This window comes from endosymbiont of Bathymodiolus septemdierum str. Myojin knoll (assembly GCF_001547755.1).
Classification (GTDB): Bacteria; Pseudomonadota; Gammaproteobacteria; order PS1; family Pseudothioglobaceae; genus Thiodubiliella.
The window spans coordinates 1-17,656 of the sequence record NZ_AP013042.1 but is presented as its reverse complement, the minus strand read 5'-3'; the positions used below and the strand labels follow the sequence as shown (position 1 = coordinate 17,656).

15 protein-coding genes are annotated in these 17,656 nt (G+C 37.4%); 6 read left to right on the top strand and 9 right to left on the bottom strand.

The features are described 5' to 3' along the window. Positions 1 to 2: 2 nt before the first annotated feature. The 4 genes from BSEPE_RS00075 to BSEPE_RS00060 all read left to right on the top strand — a co-directional run bounded on the left by BSEPE_RS00075 (position 3) and on the right by BSEPE_RS00060 (position 2,998). Positions 3 to 1,229: a cytochrome b gene (locus tag BSEPE_RS00075; protein WP_066042254.1), complete on the top strand. Its 1,227-nt coding sequence runs from the start codon at positions 3 to 5 to the stop codon at positions 1,227 to 1,229. 1 nt (position 1,230) lies between these two features. After that, entirely contained in the window at positions 1,231 to 1,917 is a 687-nt protein-coding gene (locus BSEPE_RS00070) for a cytochrome c1 (protein ID WP_070104543.1), read from the top strand. 80 nt (positions 1,918 to 1,997) lie between these two features. After that, on the top strand, positions 1,998 to 2,627 hold the full coding sequence (locus tag BSEPE_RS00065; protein ID WP_066042251.1) for a glutathione S-transferase N-terminal domain-containing protein: 630 nt from the start codon (positions 1,998 to 2,000) through the stop codon (positions 2,625 to 2,627). Between the two features lie 8 nt (positions 2,628 to 2,635). Next, positions 2,636 to 2,998: a ClpXP protease specificity-enhancing factor gene (locus tag BSEPE_RS00060; RefSeq protein WP_157059347.1), complete on the top strand. Its 363-nt coding sequence runs from the start codon at positions 2,636 to 2,638 to the stop codon at positions 2,996 to 2,998. Positions 2,999 to 3,157: 159 nt separating this feature from the next. On the opposite strand, the gene bioD is transcribed toward BSEPE_RS00060, so the two are convergent. Then, positions 3,158 to 3,799, bottom strand: a complete 642-nt coding sequence (gene bioD / locus BSEPE_RS00055) for a dethiobiotin synthase (RefSeq protein WP_066042245.1) — start codon at positions 3,797 to 3,799, stop codon at positions 3,158 to 3,160. Positions 3,800 to 3,944: 145 nt separating this feature from the next. Between bioD and BSEPE_RS00050 the strand changes: the two genes are divergently transcribed. Together BSEPE_RS00050 and leuS are read left to right on the top strand one after the other, a co-directional pair. Then, entirely contained in the window at positions 3,945 to 4,907 is a 963-nt protein-coding gene (locus BSEPE_RS00050) for a dihydroorotate dehydrogenase (protein ID WP_066042242.1), read from the top strand. Positions 4,908 to 4,914: 7 nt separating this feature from the next. After that, positions 4,915 to 7,365: a leucine--tRNA ligase gene (gene leuS / locus BSEPE_RS00045; RefSeq protein WP_066042239.1), complete on the top strand. Its 2,451-nt coding sequence runs from the start codon at positions 4,915 to 4,917 to the stop codon at positions 7,363 to 7,365. 225 nt (positions 7,366 to 7,590) lie between these two features. Here leuS and BSEPE_RS00040 read toward each other — a convergent pair whose 3' ends face one another. From BSEPE_RS00040 to dnaA, 8 genes are all read right to left on the bottom strand, one after another. Further along, positions 7,591 to 7,929 carry a hypothetical protein gene (locus BSEPE_RS00040; RefSeq protein WP_066042236.1) on the bottom strand — a complete coding sequence of 113 codons (339 nt, stop codon included), beginning with the start codon at positions 7,927 to 7,929 and terminating at the stop codon, positions 7,591 to 7,593. A 175-nt stretch (positions 7,930 to 8,104) separates the two neighbouring features. Continuing rightward, the gene (locus tag BSEPE_RS00035; RefSeq protein WP_231893499.1) at positions 8,105 to 8,980 is read right to left on the bottom strand and encodes a DNA ligase; all 876 of its coding nucleotides are present in this window, start codon (positions 8,978 to 8,980) and stop codon (positions 8,105 to 8,107) included. Positions 8,981 to 9,104: 124 nt separating this feature from the next. After that, a complete protein-coding gene (gene chrA, locus BSEPE_RS00030) occupies positions 9,105 to 10,424 on the bottom strand; it encodes a chromate efflux transporter (protein ID WP_066045939.1) in 1,320 nt (439 codons plus the stop codon). 68 nt (positions 10,425 to 10,492) lie between these two features. Beyond that, entirely contained in the window at positions 10,493 to 11,380 is an 888-nt protein-coding gene (locus BSEPE_RS00025) for a phosphoribulokinase (protein WP_066042234.1), read from the bottom strand. A gap of 24 nt (positions 11,381 to 11,404) precedes the next feature. Next, positions 11,405 to 13,813 (bottom strand): DNA topoisomerase (ATP-hydrolyzing) subunit B, encoded by a 2,409-nt coding sequence (gyrB, locus tag BSEPE_RS00020; RefSeq protein WP_066042229.1) that lies wholly within the window; start codon positions 13,811 to 13,813, stop codon positions 11,405 to 11,407. A gap of 63 nt (positions 13,814 to 13,876) precedes the next feature. Further along, positions 13,877 to 14,962: a DNA replication/repair protein RecF gene (gene recF / locus BSEPE_RS00015; RefSeq protein WP_066042227.1), complete on the bottom strand. Its 1,086-nt coding sequence runs from the start codon at positions 14,960 to 14,962 to the stop codon at positions 13,877 to 13,879. A 23-nt stretch (positions 14,963 to 14,985) separates the two neighbouring features. Then, the gene (dnaN, locus tag BSEPE_RS00010; protein ID WP_066042225.1) at positions 14,986 to 16,089 is read right to left on the bottom strand and encodes a DNA polymerase III subunit beta; all 1,104 of its coding nucleotides are present in this window, start codon (positions 16,087 to 16,089) and stop codon (positions 14,986 to 14,988) included. A 212-nt stretch (positions 16,090 to 16,301) separates the two neighbouring features. Then, a complete protein-coding gene (gene dnaA / locus BSEPE_RS00005; protein ID WP_066042222.1) occupies positions 16,302 to 17,600 on the bottom strand; it encodes a chromosomal replication initiator protein DnaA in 1,299 nt (432 codons plus the stop codon). Positions 17,601 to 17,656 lie beyond the last annotated feature (56 nt).

The window sequence follows — 17,656 nt, the reverse complement described above, 5'->3', positions numbered from 1 at the left end:
TTATGGATAATAATAAAAACTGGATAGACCAAAGATTCCCACTTACTAAAGTTTGGAATGAACATTTGGCAGAATATTACACACCAAGAAATTTTAACTTTTGGTATTTTTTCGGCTCATTAGCAATGCTGGTATTGGTGATGCAAATCGTAACCGGTATATTTTTAACCATGCATTTCAAACCCGATTCAGCAAGTGCTTTTGCTTCGGTTGAGTACATTATGCGCGATGTTAATTGGGGCTGGTTAATTCGTTACCTGCACTCAACGGGTGCATCAGCATTCTTTATTGTCATTTACTTGCATATGTATCGTGGTTTGTTATACGGCTCATACAAATCACCACGAGAGTTGATTTGGATTTTAGGCATGATACTTTACATTGCCCTAATGGCAGAAGCATTCATGGGCTATGTGTTACCGTGGGGTCAAATGTCTTACTGGGGTGCACAGGTTATCATCTCATTGTTTGGCTCAGTGCCTTATATTGGTCATGATTTGTTGATTTGGATTTTAGGCGACTACGCAGTGGGTGACCCAGCGCTTAACCGCTTCTTCTCATTACATGTGATTGCCTTGCCGCTTATCTTAGTTATATTAGTATTCTTACATATTGTTGCCTTGCATACTGTAGGATCAAACAACCCAGATGGCGTTGAAATTAAAAAGAACAAAGATAAAGACGGTATTCCGAAAGACGGTATTCCGTTTCACCCGTACTATAGCGTTAAAGATATTGTTGGTGTAGTAGTATTTTTGATGCTTTTCTCAGCAGTGGTATTCTTTGCACCTGCAATGAATGGCTACTTCTTAGAGCATGCCAACTTCATTGAAGCTAACCCGTTAAAAACACCTGACCACATTGCCCCACTTTGGTATTTAACACCTTTCTACTCAGTATTAAGAGCAATTCCACCGATGTTTGGTTCGCAATTCCCAGGGGTTGTGGGTATGTTTGCAGCGCTATTAATTCTATTGGCATTACCGTGGTTAGACCGCTCTAAAGTTAAATCAATCAGATACCGCTCAGCACCATATAAATATGCGTTAGGCATCTTTGTGATTAGCTTTGTTTACTTAGGCTACCTTGGTATGCAACCAGTAACACCAACGAACGCCTTGTTAGCACGAGTTTTCACTGTGCTTTACTTTGGCTTCTTTATTTTAATGCCGTGGTTCACTTCGATTGGAAAAACCAAACAAGTGCCTGAAAGAGTAACGGGGAAATAAGATGAAAAAATTACTAACAACGATGGCGTCTGTTTTAGCAGGCTTAACAATTTCATTTGGTGCATTGGCCTCTGGCAATGTTCACTTAGACCATGCAAATACTGACATTAACGACCAAAAATCGCTACAAAATGGTGCCAATTTATTTATGAACTACTGTTCAGGTTGTCACTCGATTTCGTTTATGCGTTACAATCGTATCGGTAAAGACTTAAATCTTAGCGATGAATATGTTGAGAAAAATCTAATGTTCGGCGACCAAAAAATTGGCGAACAAATAGTCTCATCAATGTCGAAAAAAGGTGCGGAAACTTGGTTTGGCACTACGCCACCAGACTTATCCTTAGTGGCTCGCTCTAAAGGCACGGATTGGATTTATACCTACTTGCGTGGCTTTTATGAAGATAAATCTCGTCCGTTTGGCGTCAATAACCATGTCTTAGTGAACGCTTCTATGCCTGATGTTTTATGGAAGCTCAAGAAAATCAAGACAGAAGAAGCCTTCAATAACGATGTAAGAGATATTACTAACTTTTTAGACTATGTTGGCGAACCTGCTAAGCTAGTGCGCGTTGACCTAGGTTACAAGGTGCTGGGCTTTTTATTCATCTTATTTATCCTTTCTTATTTACTGAAAAAAGAATACTGGAAGGATGTGAAGTACGGCAAATGGCGTGCTAAAGACTAATTAATCTTATTTTCTGATACAATGAAACAGCGAGCTCATTAATGAGCTCGCTGTTTTTTATTCTCCAAGGACAAAATACCATGACAAACAAACCAAATCCATCTTCAACCATCCTTTATTCATCTGACGATGACATGCAATCACATGCAGTACGCTTTATTATGGCAGAAAAAAATATTGAGCGAAAAGTGGTCAGTTTAGATGCCGAAAAAATGCCTGAAGAAATTTTAGAGCGCAGCCCCGGTCAAGCAATACCAACTTTATTTGACCGTGGTATCGTTTTATACGACCTTTCTGTGATTATGGAATATCTAGACGAACGCTTTCCGTTCCCACCCTTATTGCCCGTTGATCCGATTGAAAAATCAGAGAAGCGCTTGTTAATCTTCAGATTCACAAGGTCAGTTGATAGTTGGTTTGAACAAGTTGCAATCATTGAAACTGGCGAAGAAAAAGAAGCGATAGCAGCCAGAAAAACACTTAAAAGCAATCTGATTGAATTGGTACCTTTGTTTGAATACAAGCCTTTTTTCAAAAGCGATAATATGACCATTGTTGATGCGTGTTTGGCTGTTTTATTATGGCGCTTGAAAAAATTGGATATCAATTTAGGTGCACCAGGTAAAGCGGTAACTGACTATGCAAATCGTTTGTTTGCAAGAGACAGTTTCAAAGAAAGTCTGACTGACTGCGAAAAAGAATTTAACTAAATACCGTTGTGGCTTCTTCTGTAGCGCCTTATCTCATGAGAGCCTACCATCAGTGGATGGAAGACTCTGGGCTTACACCGCACATATTAGTCGACTGTTCCTGCTCAGGTGTTAGTGTGCCTGAGATGTTTATCCAACAAGGGAAAATCGTACTGAATATTGCTACTCAAGCAAGTAGTAATTTAGTAATTAGCAATGAATCTATTTCATTTAAAGCAAGATTTGATGGGAAACCTCAAGAAGTTTTTGTTCCTTGTGAGGCGGTATTAACAATTTATGCAGCTGAGAATGGTGAAGGAATGTTCTTTGATAATGACAACATACCAACGACAGAAGAAGAGAAAAAACCAATCTTTACGGTATTACCCTAATCCAAAAATAGAAAACGCAAATCTGACGCCAACCCTTACCACCACAGCACTTTCAAAAAATCGCCGTGGAACCACTGGGTGGCACTAAGATTTTTTACAAAGCACTGTGATAGCAAGGCTTAACGCCATATTCACACTTTCTATCTTTGGATTAGGGTATTAGATTAACGCCAAAACTTTGGCATTAAAGTCCTTTATTTGGTCTTTTTTAAAAGCCACTATCTTAACATCTGTATACGCACTTAACGCTTCTGCATTAGCCAAATCATTCGGTATTATCTGATTTAACACCAACATCACAACATCTAACTTATGCTTTTTGACGGCATTTATACTCAACAATGCTTGATTAATTGCCCCCAATTCGTCCTTCACTACAATCACTACGGACAGCCCAAGTGCGGATGCAAAATCACTGTTCAGCGCCTGCTGTGCAATAGGAGAATAAAACCCGCCAGCCCCCTCAATCACCACAAAATCACTGTCGTTCGTTGGTTGTACCGCTTGTACCAAATCCTGCAAACACACAATAGCGCCTTGTTCAGCGCTGGCTTTTTCACCACTTACGCGTGCCTCAAATCTAAAAGGACAAACGATATCAATTGACTCTGGATTTGTACAGGCGTCATTTAACACTTTGGCATCTTTCGGTATTAGCCCCGCGTCGGTTTTAATACAGTCGCTTTCAATTGGTTTTCTGGCAATGACCGTGTATTTTTCATTCAATATCTGAATAATATGTCGGGCAACAAATGTTTTTCCCACATCGGTACCACTGCCACTGATAAACAATCCTTTCATTGTCCTTCGAAAGGAAAAAAGCAGTTACGAAAAAGATATTGCACAAGTAATTGATTAATAATTTCAATATCTCTACTATTTGTTTGTTTACCCATAAGTCTCATTTTAAATCAAACTGTCTTATGGTAATTGTATAATAACGCCTATGCATAAAAATCTAAAAACTGAGTTTTGCGGACTCAAACTTAACTCTCCCATTGTCCTATTGTCGGGCTGTGTTGGTTTTGGCGAAGAATACACCCGTATTCAAGGTTTTTCTAATGCCGATGTCGGTGCGGTTTGCCTTAAAGGTACGACTTTAGAGCCTCGCCTTGGTAACATTCCACACCGAATTTGCGAGACCCCAGAAGGCATGATTAACGCCATTGGCCTACAAAACCCTGGTGCAGGCGTAGTGATTAACGACATTATGCCGAATTTGGACAAAACCGAAACGCGTTTTATTATCAATATCTCGGGTTCATCGGTAGAAGAATACGGTGAAATCGCTAAACGCTTTGATGACACCGATATTGATGCTATCGAAATCAACATCTCCTGCCCAAATGTCAAAGAAGGTGGTGTGGCGTTTGGCAATGACCCCGATATGTCTTATCGTGTCGTTGAGCTTTGTCGAAAAAACACCACAAAACCCCTCATTACCAAATTATCGCCAAACCAAACCGACATCGGCAACAGTGCACAACGCTGTATTGATGCAGGCACTGATGGTTTGGCAGTCATTAATACACTGATGGGAATGGGTATCGACACCGCTACTCGCAAGCCCATCATTGGCAACAATCAAGGTGGCTTATCGGGTCCTGCAATTAAGCCTGTTGCCCTGTTAAAAGTCCATCAGGTCTATCAGGTAAGCAAACATCACAATGTGCCAATCATCGGACAAGGGGGGATTGTGACGGCAAATGATGCGATTGAATTCATCATTGCAGGTGCGGCGACTGTTGGTATCGGCACCGCGTTATTTTATGACCCCTTAGTTTGTCCAAAAATTAACCATGGCATTAGCCAATACTTAATTGACAACAACCTCAGCAGTATCAATGAGCTTGTCGGCACATTAGAAATTAACTCCGCCACTTCGCAATGCGATATCGGCTCAAAATAAACCCGCTATGAATACAGAATATAACGCACAACAAATCGAAGCTGAGGCACAAAAATTTTGGCATAAAAACAAATCTTTTGAAGTTGTTGAAGACGATTCTAAGGAAAAATTCTACTGCCTAAGTATGTTCCCATACCCCTCAGGTCGCCTACATATGGGGCATGTGCGTAATTATTCTATCGGCGATGTCATCTCTCGTTACCAAAAAATGCAAGGCAAAAATGTCCTGCAGCCTATCGGTTGGGACGCATTCGGATTGCCAGCTGAAAATGCCGCCCTAAAAAACAAAGTGCCGCCTGCTAAATGGACTTTTGAGAATATTGATTATATGAGAAAACAACTCTCTGAATTAGGTTTTGGTTATGATTGGTCGCGCGAATTAGCGACTTGCCACCCAGAATATTACCGCTGGGAACAATGGCTATTCGTTAAATTATTTGAAAAAGGTTTGGTCTATAAGAAAAATGCGGTTGTTAATTGGGACCCTGTAGATCAAACCGTACTTGCCAATGAACAGGTCATTGACGGGCGTGGCTGGCGTTCGGATGCATTGATTGAGAAAAAAGAAATCTCACAATGGTTTATGCGTATTACCGATTATGCAGATGAATTATTAGACGGTTTGGACAAACTCGATGGCTGGCCAGACGCGGTCAAAACCATGCAAAAAAACTGGATTGGTAAATCTGTTGGCTTAGAAATTGACTTCAAACGAGGCAATAGCGAAGCCCTCAGCGTTTACACCACTCGCCCAGATACCTTAATGGGCGTGACTTATTTAGCCATTGCTGCCGAACATCCGCTCGCCATAGAGGCAGGCAAGATGAATGTCGCTGTGCAAACCTTCATCGACGAATGCAAACGCATGGAAACCACCGAAGCGGCAATGGAAACCATGGACAAAAAAGGCATCGACTCAGGGCTCAAATGCACCCACCCAATTACGGGCGAAGAGGTCGCGATTTGGATTGCCAATTTCGTCTTAATGGGCTATGGCACAGGGGCAGTAATGAGTGTGCCTGCCCATGACGAGCGCGATTATGAGTTTGCCAAGAAATACAACATCAATATCAAACAAGTCATTAGTAAAGATAAAAACATTGATGAAGGTGCTATTACCGAAAAAGGCATTTTATTTAACTCTGGACAATTCGATGGCTTAGACTTCAATCAGGCCTTCGATGCCATTGCCAAAACCCTTGAAAACAAAAACCTGGGTAGCAAAAAAACTAATTACCGCCTGCGTGATTGGGGCGTTTCACGCCAACGCTATTGGGGCTGCCCAATCCCAATCATTAATTGTCCAAGTTGTGGGTCGGTTGCTGTAACAGAGGCGGATTTACCCGTAACCCTGCCGACCGATGTTACCTTTGATGGCATAGGCTCACCCATCAAAAAAATGCCAGAATTTTATCAAACCACTTGCCCAAAATGTGGCGAAGCGGCAGAACGAGAAACCGATACTTTTGATACTTTCTTTGAGTCCTCATGGTATTTCACCCGCTATACTTGCAAAGACAACGCCGGCTCAATGCTTGATGAACGCTCCGACTATTGGCTAGCCAACGGCGGCGTGGATCAATACATTGGTGGCATTGAACACGCTATTTTGCACTTACTATATGCACGATTTTTTAACAAATTATTGCGTGACGAAGGTTTAATCAAAAGCGATGAACCTTTTAAAAACCTGCTCACACAAGGAATGGTCTTAAAAGACGGTGCTAAAATGAGCAAGTCAAAAGGCAATACCGTTGACCCGCAAGAAATGATTCAAAAATACGGCGCTGATACCGTGCGTCTATTCATTCTATTTGCCGCACCACCCACCCAAGATTTGGAATGGAGTGACTCTGGCTTAGAGGGCGCTCACCGCTTTGTCAACAAGGTTTATCGACTGGTTGAAAGATTCTTAAATGATAAAGAGCACAACCCAGTCGGCACTTTGGATGATTTCAACAAAGAACAAAAAGAAATTCGCCTTAAAACCCACCAAACCCTCAGAAAAATCACTGATGATATGGATAGAAGACACTTGTTTAACACCGTTATTGCCGCCTTAATGGAGCTTAGCAACAGCCTAACCAAATTCACAAGCACCGATGCAACCTCAATGGCAGTCCGCCAAGAGTCCCTCACCATCCTACTTAAAACCCTTAGCCCAATTGCCCCTCACATCTGCCACCACCTGTGGCAAGAATTGGGCAATACAACCGCAATTATCAACGAGCCATGGCCAAGTATTGATGAAGCTGCTTTAGTTCAAGATGAGGTGCAAATCATTGTCCAAATCAACGGCAAACTGCGTGCCAAATTAATGCTGGATGCTGGTATGGACAAAACAGACATTGAAGCACAGGCTTTGGCCAATGAAAATGTCGCCAAATTCACCAAAGACAAAAACATTGTTAAAGTTATTGTAGTACCGAATAAGTTGGTTAATATTGTTGTTAAATAAATATCTAAAAATAAATTATACTCTGACCCTAATTATTCTGTTTGGTTGTGACTTATAACGCTTGAATTCACCTGACGCGTAAGCGGTCAGGTGGAATGATTTGTTAGGTGTTTTTATAGTCATAAGTTATTGTTTTTATTAAAATTTAATTTAATCACACACTGACCCCAATTATTACCAATTATTAAAATAATTTGATAAAGGCGTCTTTTTTTTCTACATGTTTCATTTTATTTCGATAGTAGAAACACCTTTATCTGATCGCATCACAGGGTCACTTGCATTATTTACACATTTAAATGTAATTGTAGAGCCGCCAAAGCGAACGCCAGGCACATTATCCTTGTCGCTTTGAGTAACTAATTGCAATTCTTTCCCGAGTGACTCACAAAATTGATTACCTTCAATTATTAGGCTGCCAGTAGTTGCGCCAACATCACCAAATATACCGGCATAATTTGTTTTAGATGAATAATAAGTATTAGCCCCAATTTTAATAGGCGCAGTGCTTGCACAGCCATATAACATTACAATAGTAATAAAATAAGTAAACAAAAGTTTCATAATTTGGATTCTTAACTTTGATAGTTTTAACAATTAAATTGAGCGCCTAACTGTTTATTAGGCTCATAATTATACACATACCACACAATACTACACTTGTAAATCACGCTAATCATTATAGGTGAAAATAAATCAAGGAGCCAGAGTAATTGATTTCTCTAACCCCTTGAATTCTCTAGTTGCTCAACTTTGGTTTGATTTTCAAAAATACGGGGTGTTTGTATTTTTTATTCTTGGTAAATCCATAGTATTTGAAAGTTATTTCACTGCCGATTTTAGGTGGATTTTGGCGTTGTGCATCGGTGAAACCTGACCCAACTTTAAATATTTTTCCCGCTTTGGTTTGGCATTTAAGTACACCCATTTTGTTTGTGTATTTTCCTTTTCCAGGTAATATTTCAAGGACGACACATTCGTCGTCTTGGTATTTTTTGACCTTTAAAGCACTGGACAAGCGACCAGTTTGGTAGTGGGTTTTTGGATCACGAACGACGATGCCTTCACCTTTTTTCTTGATGATTTTATCTAGGAAAACATTTAGATGTTGCGTAGATTTAACTGGAATTTGCTTGATAATTTTTAGGGTTTTACTTGGGTGTTGTTGCAAATAATCTTGCAAAACTTTTAAGCGTTGCAAGATTCCACCCTGCTGATTTGGCACTTCAAAAATATTAAAACTGACTTTCTGCCAGCGGCTGTCAGGATTTTTGCGCCTAACAATTGATGACACCCCTTCAAAATCCGCCCGTTTTGTCCAAAGTTCACCATCAATGGCAAAATTTGGAAAATTAACCGTCCAAGATTCTGGTGGGTTAAAGACGCCACCACCTCGGCTGATTAACTTTTCCCCATCCCAGAATCCTCTAATGCCGTCTAATTTTTCACTCATTACCCAGCCGACAACACTGAGTTTATCGTTATAGGTTTTGAGCAAGAATAAATCAGGTTTTTCAGCAAAAGACGCAAAAGAAAGGGATAGAGATATTAATAAGACATTAATTCTTATTAATTTGAGACCTTTGTATAAATAAGGATGATTAGTAAAATTCAATTTTTGTTCGATGAGTGATTTTATTAATATTTTACCAGTTGCCAAACCCCTGAAATTAGCGCAACCTTTCTAGTTTTAACTGGGCTAATCGCTAGGCCAACACTGGCGCCGAGTACAAATTGAGTTAATGAATCCATAAGTCAAATATTGTCAAACCTAAGCCAATCAAACTACTAACAGCGATGACGCCCATAATGCTGATTTTAAATCGGAATAATGCAATAAATGCAGCAATGGTAATAGCGAGGGATATCCAGTCGATTTGTTGGTTGTGGTAGAGGGTGGCTAGGGCGAAAAATACCGCTAAGTTGACGATGACACCGACTACGGCGGCAGTAACGGCGGAGAGTGGAGCGCTGAATTTTAAGTTACCACGGGTGGCTTCGATACCAGGGCCGCCTAGGAATATAAATAGAAATGAGGGGAGAAAGGTGAAGAAGGTGGCAACGGATGCACCGACGAAACCGGCTAATAACATTTGATCGGGGCCGAATATTTCTTTAGCTGTGGCACCGACGAAACCAACGAATGCCACAACCATAATTAAAGGACCTGGGGTGGTTTCACCAAGAGCGAGACCATCCATCATTTGATGGGCGCTGAGCCATTGGTATTGGTCAACGCCGCCTTGGTAAATGTAAGGCAGGACGGCGTAGGCACCACCAAAAGTAACCAGGGCAGCTTTGGTAAAGAATTCACCCATTGTGTGCAGGACTTTGTTGTCTAACAAGCCCATGACTAATAAGCCCATACTGATGCCGATAACAGCAAAAACCATTAAACGAGACCATTTAAATTTAGCGTGATCAGGAATTGGCGTGTCGTCGTCAATTAATGCAGGGGCAGAACTGTCTTTATCGCCTTGATGGGCGGTGCCTTTAAAGGTGTTTGGGGATAATTTTGCACCCAAATAGCCAATAGTGACAGTGGCCAAAACGATATAAGGAAAAGACACACCAAATTGATAAATGGCAATAAATGCCAAGACTGCGAGAACCTTGAGAATAATATTTGATAAGGCTTTACTACCAATGCGATAAGCGGCAAATAGGACAATGGCGGTAACAGCAGGTTTTATACCGTAAAGAATACCCGATATTGCACTCACATCACCGTAGGTTAAGTAAACCCAAGTGAGCGCACTAAGAATAAATAAAGACGGCAAGATAAAAAGTATGCCTGCAACCAAACCACCGCTGACACCAAACATCAACCAACCGATATAGGTGGCAAGTTGCTGAGCCTCTGGACCAGGTAGTATCATGGTGTAGTTGAGTGCATGAAGAAAACGATGTTCAGAAATCCAGCGGCGTTTTTCTACCAACTCTTGGTGCATCATTGATATTTGACCTGCAGGGCCACCGAAACTTATGAAACCGAGTTTTAGCCAGTAAAGAAAAAAATGAGAAAAACTGGGTTTTTTAGGTGGTTTTTTTGTATTCATAATGTTTTTTTTGATTGTGGAAATAAAAAACCCCATCATATAGACAGGGTTTTTTAATTTAACCTAGGTTACTTACTTTCAATCACCTTGTGAATAATTGGATACAAAATAACCTCCATTGCTAACCCCATCTTATTGCCTGGCACTACAATTGTGTTGCGTCTTGACATAAATGAACCTTCAATCATCGCTTTAACGCGGGTGAAATCTACTGGTGTTTTTGTCAAGTCCTTAAAACGAATAACAACAAGCGACTCATCTGGTGTTGGAATATCGCGTGTAATAAAAGGATTTGAAGTATCTACAGTTGCAATACGCTGGAAGTTGATGTCCGTTTGTGAGAATTGTGGGGTGATGTAATTAATATAGTCTGGCATTCTGCGTAAGATTGTATCAACCGTTTCTTCTGCTGAATAACCTCGTTCGGCATTATCGCGGTGGATTTTTTGAATCCATTCAAGATTAACACTTGGTACTACACCAACTTTTAGGTCGCCATATTGTGCCATATCAACACCATCTGCAACTACTGCACCGTGTAAACCCTCATAAAACAATAAGTCGGTACCTGCGCCAACTTTCTCCCATGGGGTAAATTGGCCCGGATTAAGATTTAAGCCTAATCTTGTGTTATGTTCAGTTGCCTCTTCATCGGAGTGGATGTAATAACGACGGTCGCACTCGCCAGTCGTAGCATAGTCTTTAAAGGTTTGTTCGATTTTATCAAACTCATTTGCACCCGGTCCAAAATGTGAAAAAAAGTTATTACCTTTTTCTTCTTCTTTTTGCACAGCAACTTTCATAGCAGCACGGTCATATTTATGAAAACTATCACCTTCAACAATCAATGGATTGATGTTTTCTTTTTTAAAAATGTGCTCAAATGCACGCTTTACAAAAGTAGTTCCTGCACCCGATGAACCGGTTACAACTACAACAGGATGTTTCTTTGACATATATTTCTCCTTGTTTAAATCAACTTAAAAATCTAAATTATCAACAGACAATGCATTCTCTTCGATAAAGTTTCTGCGTGGCTCCACTTCGTCACCCATCAAAGTAGAAAAAACTTCATCTGCGACAATCGCATCTTCAATCTTCACTTTTAATAAAATTCTATTTTCTTGGTTCATGGTTGTTTCCCACAATTGTTCTGGATTCATTTCACCTAAACCTTTGTAGCGTTGGAAACTCTGACCTTTTTTAGCGTCATCTGTTAAAAATTTAACCACTTGTGCGAAGCTTTTCACGGCAATGCTTTTTTCTTTTTTCTCAACAAAAGACTCATCAGTAATCATGCTTTCAACTTCTTCTGAGAATTTTTTAATTGCTTCATAATCTGCTGAACTAAAAAAACCTGCACCTAATTTATCTACATCAGTATCAACACCATAGACAGATAATGTATGCTCAATTTCACTGGTTTTTTCATTGAAAACAACTTTATGCTCTTGTGCGGGGGTTACATCATAGGCTAAGATTTTCTTTAATTCTACAATCCAATTATTGACTTTTGTTTTATCTTGCAAGTTTTTTAATGGGGTTGTTTTAGAGATTGCACGCAATAAAATTGGGTTAATTTTCTTAGACAATTTTTCAATAATTATATTAATTTGGTAATATTGATTGAATGCTGATTCTAAGGCAAGACCTGAAATTGCTGGTGCTTGCTTATTGGTAAATACATTGGCGCCATTGATGGCTTCTTGCAATAAATACGCATTTAATTCTGCGTCGTCTTTTAGATATTGTTCTTGCTTACCTTTTTTGATTTTATATAAAGGTGGTTGGGCAATATACAAATATCCTTTTTCAATCAATTCGGGTAAATAACGATAGAAGAAAGTTAATAGTAATGTACGAATATGTGCACCGTCAACATCGGCATCTGTCATAATTACAATTTTATGATAGCGTAATTTCTCGATGTCGTATTCTTCTTTGCCGATACCGCAACCTAATGCAGTAATTAAAGTGCCGACTTCAGCAGAACCCAACATTTTTTCAAAGCGCGCTTTCTCAACATTTAAAATTTTACCCTTGAGTGGTAAAATTGCCTGTGTGCGGCGATCACGACCTTGCTTGGCAGAACCACCCGCAGAATCACCCTCCACAAGGAAAATTTCGCTTTCAGCAGGGTCTTTTGTTTGACAATCACTCAATTTTCCCGGTAGACCGGCGATATCAAGTGCCCCCTTACGACGGGTCATCTCTCTTGCTTTTCGCGCTGCATTACGCGCTCTCGAAGCGTCTAAAATCTTGCCAACAATGATTTTTGCTTCATTTGGATTTTCTAACAGGTATTCACCTAACTTTTCGTTTAATGCAGATTCAACAGGAGCACGCACTTCACTTGATACCAATTTATCTTTGGTTTGTGATGAAAATTTAGGGTCAGGTACTTTAACAGAAACAATTGCGGTCAAGCCTTCTCGCGTATCTTCACCAGTAATGGTTGCTTTTTCTTTTTTTGCTAAACCTGAATTATCAATATAGCCATTTAGTGTTCTTGTCAATGCACCTCTGAAACCGGCTAAATGAGCGCCACCGTCTCGCTGTGGAATGTTATTAGTGAAACAATAAATCCCCTCTTGGTATGAATCACTCCATTGCAAAGCCACATCAACAACGATTCCTTCTCGTTCTGCTGAGATTGAAATAATATCATTGTGAATAGGTGTTTTTGCTTTGTTTAAATGTTCAACAAAGGCTTTGATGCCACCCTCATATTCAAACATATCTTTACGATCGGTTGCCAATTCTTGGATTTCAATATGAACACCTGAATTCAAGAAAGATAATTCGCGAACACGGTTTGCCAAAATGTCATATTTGAATTCAGTAATAGTAAAAATCTCTGGGCTTGGTTTAAAATGAATAGTTGTTCCTGTTTTATCGGTTTTCCCCGTTACTTTCATTGGTTCATTTGGCACACCTAAACTGTAGTTTTGCTCATGAATTTCGCCATTACGGTATACCGTTAAATGTACCGTTTCAGAAAGTGCATTCACTACCGAAACACCAACACCATGCAAACCACCAGAAACTTTATAAGAATTATCATCGAACTTACCACCTGCATGCAAGATGGTCATAATAACTTCCGCTGCACTGATACCTTCTCCAGGATGAATATCAGTTGGGATACCCCGACCATCATCCGTTACTGAGATTGATTGATCTTCATGAATGGTAATACTAATTTTTGAACAATGTCCTGCTAAAGCTTCGTCAATTGCGTTATCGACAACTTCAAACACCATATGATGTAAACCTGTGCCGTCATCGGTATCACCAATGTACATTCCTGGGCGTTTTCTAACGGCATCAAGACCTTTTAAAACTTTAATACTTGATGCTTCATAACTTTGTGATTGTTCTTCAGACATAACTAAATACACTTAAAAAATAATTAGATTAATTATACCACGATAGAGATTTTTATCGCTTTATTATTGTCGTATTATCTCACCTTGGTTAATCTGAAAAATAGTAGGTTTGATAAGCTCTATAGTAGATAAATTATGACTAATATCAGTCATAAAAGTTTGTACTTTTAGTATTTTTAAATGTTGAAGGATAATATTAACTTTAGTATCGTCCAATTCAGAAGATAAATCATCAATTAAAACAATTGGTTTTATGCCCATATTAATCAATAACACTACCTGTGTTAACCAAAAAATAATGGATAAAGTTTTTTGTTCTCCTCTTGAAAAAAAACATTCACTTCTATCTCCAAAAGTAAAATTAATATTGGCTTTATGTGAACCGTAATTTAAATGTTTAACACGCAGCAAAAAATCTGTATTTTTTTGTAAATATTGATAAATACTTTGCTCATTAGTTTCATTAACTTCTTTTGGCCAACCAGATGAAAATTTATAATTAAGTTGTTGTTCTGATTTAATTAATTTATTTAAAATTTTAATCTGGTCTGAAAATAAAGTTTCTTTAAGTTGTTGTAAATAATCTAATCGGTTTTTATTAATAATAACGGCTGATTTTGCTAATTCTAAAAACCAAAAATCTAATTCATTGGTTTTGTTTTTACTAAGTAGGGTGTTGATGTTTTTTAGTATCTTATTGTAACTTTTAAAGGTTTTAACGGTTTCTGGTTTCACGTGGAACACTCCCCAATCTAGATAAGAACGCTTGTTTTTTGGTGTACCATTAACAATAAAACCTTTATCGGGTGTGATGATTTGAATGGGTAATAATTGACTAAGTTGTGAAGCGTTAATTGCTTTTTTTTGATTAATACTAACACTGGTTTTCTTTTTTGATTTTTCTAATTTTATTTTATCTTCATCAACCTTTGCACTTAACTGAAAAATATCACAGTTAAAATTAATAATTTCTTTTAAATTTTTAGTTTTGAAAGAACGGTTATGTCCAAGATAATAAATAGCTTCAATTAAATTAGTTTTCCCCTGTGCATTATTACTAATAAATAGATTAATACCTTTACAGGGAGTGATAGATTGAGAAGTAAAATTACGAAATTGATGAATGAATAGTTGATTAATATTAGCCATTAGAGACTGAATTATTTTTTCAATTAAACGCGCATTGGCATTACAATATATTGATAAGTGTTGTCACCGATACTACTTAATAAACAAGATTGATTTTCACTGTTTGGGATAACCATATTTATATCATCTGTGGTTAGTTTTTCTAAAATAGAAATTAAATAATGAATATTGAAAGTAATTTCTATTTCTTTATCAAAGTTACTGATGTCAATTTTTGTTTTGGCTTGTCCACGCTCTGAATGTGAGAATATACTGATTTGATTATCTTTAAAAGCTAACTTAACACCTTTAGTACGCTCTTCAACAAAAATAGAAGCTTGCTGCAAACTATCTAAAAAGTTTTGGCGATTAATTGTTATTGTATTTTCATAATCTGTTGGAATTACTTGTAAATAATTAGGGAAGTTACCATCAATCAGACGACTAATAATAGTTGTATTGTTAACAGTTAAGTAAAAATAATGATTCGAAAGATGAATAACCACCTCTACATTTTCATCTTTTTTTAAAATTCTGGTTAATTCTAATATTGATTTCCTCGGTAAAATAACAGTTTTTTTATTTGTTAAATTGTTGTTTTGTTTAATTTCACCGATTGCCAAACGATGACCATCAGTTGCAACTACGATAATATTATTTTTATCAACTTCAAAATATAAACCGTTTAAATAAGCACGAATATCTTGATTACCCATTGAAAATGCAGTTTTTTCAATTAATTCTCTTAAAATAAAATGTTTAATGTGAATAGCTTCACTGTCTTTAATTTCTGGTAACGATGGAAAATCTTGTGTATTGAATGTATTAAGTTCGAATGAATTATTATTGACCTTAATATAAATTTTAGATTCTTCAATAACAAATTCAATAATAGTGTTTTCTTGAAGTTTACGAATAATATTAATTAAGTCTTTTGCATAAATTGTAAAACTGATATTTTCTTGAGCTTGAATTTTTTTTGATGCGCGTAATTCAATTTCCATATCTGTTGTGGTTAAAGTAAGTTTTTCATTTTCTAATTGAATAAGCACATGTGAAAGAATAGGTAGCGTTTGTTTGTTTTCAACAACACCAATCACAGTTTCTAATGGTTCTAATAATTCGTTAACAGTAAGTTGTGTGTTCATAAAATTTCCTTTAATTAAAAGTTTATTGTTGTTATTAGGTAGTTAATTTTTTGTTGATAACTGAATATTTTCTTTATAAAACAATAAATTAAATTGTTGATAATAATATCTTATTTTATGTAAAAACAATGGTGAATGTTTACAAAATTTAATTATTTGTTAAGTTATTAAAGTTATACATAGTAAATTGTAAAACATGTTGGGGATATTGTTTATAAGCTGGCTAATTTTAGTATTAATAATTCGTATTCATCCTTTGTCTTAGGCTCATTTTCGACCTTTTGTTTGATTTTTTTAATAGCATGTAAAACTGTGGAATGATCCCTACCTCCAAAAAATTTTCCAATTTTTGACAGAGATAAACTGGTCATTTCGTGTGTAATAAACATTGCCATTTGGCGCGCTAAAACAATATTTTGTTTTCGACTTGATGAACTTAGGTCTGATACAATGACGCCATAATGTTTGGCGCTTTCTTTTTGGATGTCGTTAATATCCATATTTTTAGCCTTAGGCTTAATTAATTCCCCAAGCGCTGTATCAATCACTTCTTTGGTGATAATAAGGTCGCCCAACCTTGAAAAATCAATAAAAGCTTTGAGCTTTAATAGGGCACCCTCTAAATTACGCACATTGTCCGTAATATTACTGGCAATATAGAGTGCCATATCTTCATTTAGATTGATATTAATGGTTTTATTTTCTGCTTTCTTTAATAAAATAGCAGCACGCATCTCTAATTCAGGCGGGCCTAAAGATAAATTTAACCCCTGTGCAAATCTTGTTTTAAGTCGGGTTTCTAAATCTTTAATATTGGATGGTGGCTGATCACAAGTGAAGATAATTTGTTTTTTAGTGGTAAATAAAAAGTTAAAAATATGAAAAAATTCTTCTTGGGATTTCTCTTTACCTGCAATCATATGGATATCGTCTACCAGTAACAAATCAGCAGACTGGTAATAAGACTTAACACTTTCAATGGTGTTGTGACGCAAACTGGTGGTAATATTTTTAACAAAATCCATTACTGGCGCATAAATAATTTTGGTTTTTGGTTTTTGCTCTTTAACGAGATGCCCTGCTGCTTGCATTAAGTGTGTTTTGCCCAATCCAGAGCCACCATAAATAATACAAGGATTATAAGGAGATTTTTTTAGGTTTTCAGCAATTTGTTGAATGGCGCCATAGGCAATTTGATTGGCACTACCCATAACTAAATTATCAAAAGTATATTCTGGAAATAAGGGTGTTGTGTGTTTTGTATTTTTTTTAGTTTGTTGGGTTTCGATGCCAATTTCAATTTTAAGCGTTTTGTCATGTTGTGCGACCGCAGCTTTAATTTTTTGTTTTAGGTTTTTTTTAAGGTAATCTACTGTGGAAGTATTGGGTGCCATTATGGTTAGGGTGTTGTCTTTTACTGTTGCTTTTAATGGTTGAATCCAAACACTAAATTGCCCTATTGGCACAGTATCTTTCAAGGTTTCAAGGCATTTTTTCCAAATTATTGACATAAGGGCGTTTTGGTTTTGTAAAAAATAAGGTTACAAATATATATATTTGGTCGTTA